Source organism: Rhizobacter sp. P1_G5, assembly GCF_056405435.1.
In genome coordinates this window covers 1-3,117 of sequence record NZ_JBFUCB010000678.1, presented here as the reverse complement: position 1 = coordinate 3,117, position 3,117 = coordinate 1, and the positions used below count along the sequence as shown (strand labels likewise).

Sequence of the window (3,117 nt, the reverse complement as noted above, 5' to 3'; positions counted from 1 at the left end):
GGATTGCAAATCCGTGTAGGTCGGTTCGACTCCGGCCCGCGCCTCCAAAGAACAGAGTGAAATCAAGTAGTTAGAACGCCTCGCACTGCGAGGCGTTTTGCTTTGTGGTTGCTCAACGGGCCAAACTCGGCTCAGACCGCGCAAAAATCAGCTGCCAACCACACCTACACGGCAGAAAACTTTGTGTAGGCGAGTTCGTTACCGCAGCCTGAGCGCGCGGGGCCTAGCTTGCGGTGTACAGCCGCGCCGCCAAGTCTTCAGCGCGGAACGAGGCATACCGTGCTGCCATGACCGAGCCCGGCGCCCAGCCCATGATTGCGTTGATCTCCTCCGCACGGAACATCCACTCGCCCGCAGGCACGCGCAGCTCGAACCAACGGCATGTCGCCTCGTGGCGCAGGTCGTGCTCCGTGAGACCGGTGCATCCTGCATATGCAAACAGCCCTCGAAACCGCTGCGACAGTCGATTGCTCGTCGCAGCGAGGTTCTCTGGAGTTCCATTCCAAAAGGGGAACAGGAGCGCGCCGGCTTCATCTGCTGCTGACCCAGCGATGTAGTTGCTCAACTCCGGCAGCAGCTCCGGCCGGATGGGCACGCGGCGCCATTTCTCGCGTCCGTACCATTGCTTCGAGCTGCGCACAAGAATCACGCGCGAGCGCATGTCGACCTGGTCGATGGTGAGCGTGTAGGCCTCGCGGAGACGCAGGCCGCTCCACAGAATGAGCTGGAACAACATGCGCATGGCGGGCCCATCCTTGAGCGCCAGTGGCCTCTCGCGGTCCGCACGCTTGTGCCCATCGAGGGCATTCAGGATCAGCGCCTCTTCACCCAGCTCGGTCCCCTTGGCGGGCAGCAAGCGGCGGTCGCGTTGTACATCGATCCTCGCCGCCTTGCCGAGCGCTTCGACTTCTCGCGCGTCCTTCGCGTTGTAGCTGGAGTACCCGCGAGGCAACAGGCGCAGTGGATTGCCGACCATTGCGGCGGGCGACTTGCGGAGGTGCCAGTCGATCGCGCGAGCAACAGCTTGCACGCGCTTTCGTATGCTGCCYGGCGACAGGTTGCTCTCCAACTTCATGTGGCGCACCCATCGCTCGGCCCACTGATAGTTGAGATCGATCAACTTGAGTGGCGCCAGACCATTGATCATGGGACCGAGAGTGTCCTGGTCACTCTGCGACGGTTCACCGGAGTTCAGCCACGCTCGAATCACCGGTCCGAGCAAGGCCGCCGAGGCGACTGGACGCTTGGCTTGCTCTTGCAGCTCGGCTGGCACGATGCCCGCCGCCAGCCGTCGGGCGGCGCGCCGGGCGACATCGTGTTCGTCTACTGACGGGAGCCGCGCACATGGCAGAGATGTGGCGATATGACGCGGGGGGTGTGGCGCGCAAGGCTCGCGAGGTGTGGCGTTACGACCCAGGTGGCACGCCGCGCAAGGCGCGCGAGATCTGGCGGTTCGATGCGGGTGGCGTCGCGCGGAAGGTCTTCAGCGGTTCGTTCGTGTTGACGGCCTCGACGGCGACCGTGTGGGGCTCGGGCTTCACGGCGACTCGGGGTGCATCCGTGCCAGTGACCACCAGCCCTGTGACGCTGACGGTCCAGGGCGGGGCGGGGGTCTTCACCTATGCCTGGGCGACATTGTCGGGGTCGGCCGCGACCGCGATGTCACCCAACTTGCCGACGACACAGTTCCGGCGCAATGCCGCTGCGCCGTCGGTCGTGGGCAAGGCCAACACCCTCAGCGGGGTCCAGCGGTGCACGGTGACGGAAGTCAATACGGGCGAGGTGAAGACGATCGACGTGACAGTGGTCACGGAGCACTGGTACGACTTTTAAGGAAAGTCACCTGCGTAGAGGTTGCGGCCTGTCACGCGCGATCGTCGCGCGCCTGCTTGTTGCCGCAAAGCGGCGGTGCGCTGCGCCTGCGGAGCGTGTCCCTATTGACGACTGTTCGTCAACGAGGGCTTGTCGGATGGCGCTTCTTCGGTTCAACGTTTTTTTCTGCTCCCTGCCTTTCTTGGCGCCAGCGGGTGTGATAGGTATCACTTGCAAGCCACCCAAGGAACAGGGCGCTCAGCGCGTCGACAAAGGCCTCCAGAAGTTCCATCGGCGTCGTCGGAACCATCTCCCAGCTAATCTTCTCCAAGAGTCGCGTAAAGGGGAGGTAGTCGAATTCTTCCGCTTTCGTTTCCAGGTTGTGGGCGAGTTTATTTCGCAGGGCGTTGATGTGTCGAATGCCGGCAACCACTTCGTCACCGTTCGGAAACATCGCATGCGGAAAGAGGTCAGCCTTCTGAGCGAAGGTCAGGCGGGGCTTATCCCATGCTAAATCCGGCGCGCGGCTCAACAAGAATTCGTCGAGGTAATGCTCGATAACAAGGTGACAGGCTAGTAGGTAGCCGATAAAGTTGAAGTCAACCTCCTTGTGAGGAACGACCCCCAAGAAATTATCTGCATCGACGGCGCCGACTCGCGGTGGCAGCTTCGGCATGACGACATCCTCCTCCAAATTTCATTGATCGCTGCTCGCAATTGCCTGTTGAACGCAGCAGAGGGCCTCGTGCACCTGCTCCCCTGTCCTCTCATTTAAAGGCTTGGCAACCAACTGCCACTCGCCGCTGCGGCGGTGCGTTGCACGAAGGTCGGAGTCTCAAGTGAACACACGTCTGCCGCTGCCCACAGCGACCCACCAGATCGACATCGCTTGCGCGCCGCTAGAACGTGCGATTCATCGCGGTTGCGATCCGATTGAATTGGGAAAGTCATTATGTGAGAGAAAACTGAGTGATATCCACAAATTTATTGGCAGTATAGAAAACATCTCCGTTTGATGAAATTATTATTCTCTCCTCCCCACGCTCCTCGAAATCACCGCCATCGTCCAGTTCGCTTTCGAGCAATGGGTGGATGTCGTACTTGGTGTAAGTCGCGCCCCCAGGAAGATTTCCTTCTAGATTGGAATAACTTTGCCATTGGTAATATTCCTCGCCAATCACATAAACTCGTCGCTTCTGAAGGTAATTCGGACGCCCATGGTCACTGTAGTCGCCCGTAAGTATTGCGGTTGCAATAATTCGGGCCATTACGGGGACTTTTGCCGCCCCTTGCGCTCCCTCCTGA

At 60.3% G+C, this 3,117-nt stretch carries 4 protein-coding genes; 1 reads left to right on the top strand and 3 read right to left on the bottom strand.

Annotation, left to right across the window (positions count from 1 at the left end; all coding sequences use genetic code 11):
• Window positions 1-223: 223 nt before the first annotated feature.
• Complete coding sequence (locus tag AC1D12_RS29325; RefSeq protein ID WP_477844703.1) at window positions 224-1,273, bottom strand: tyrosine-type recombinase/integrase; 1,050 nt, start codon at window positions 1,271-1,273, stop codon at window positions 224-226.
• Window positions 1,274-1,344: 71 nt separating this feature from the next.
• Here AC1D12_RS29325 and AC1D12_RS29320 point away from each other — a divergent pair, with 71 nt between their 5' ends.
• The gene (locus AC1D12_RS29320) at window positions 1,345-1,833 is read left to right on the top strand and encodes a hypothetical protein (RefSeq protein ID WP_477844701.1); all 489 of its coding nucleotides are present in this window, start codon (window positions 1,345-1,347) and stop codon (window positions 1,831-1,833) included.
• Window positions 1,834-1,951: 118 nt separating this feature from the next.
• Here the strand turns inward: AC1D12_RS29320 and AC1D12_RS29315 are convergent, their stop codons facing one another.
• Together AC1D12_RS29315 and AC1D12_RS29310 are read right to left on the bottom strand one after the other, a co-directional pair.
• Window positions 1,952-2,488, bottom strand: a complete 537-nt coding sequence (locus AC1D12_RS29315) for a hypothetical protein (protein ID WP_477844699.1) — start codon at window positions 2,486-2,488, stop codon at window positions 1,952-1,954.
• 274 nt (window positions 2,489-2,762) lie between these two features.
• A partial coding sequence (locus AC1D12_RS29310) for a hypothetical protein (protein ID WP_477844697.1) occupies window positions 2,763-3,117 on the bottom strand: 355 nt, incomplete at its 5' end.

Excerpts from the sequence above, each read along its gene's own strand:
- AC1D12_RS29315 (WP_477844699.1), bottom strand. The coding sequence starts at position 2,488 with ATGCCGAAGCTGCCACCGCGAGTCGGCGCCGTCGATGCAGATAATTTC.
- AC1D12_RS29320 (WP_477844701.1), top strand. The coding sequence starts at position 1,345 with ATGGCAGAGATGTGGCGATATGACGCGGGGGGTGTGGCGCGCAAGGCT.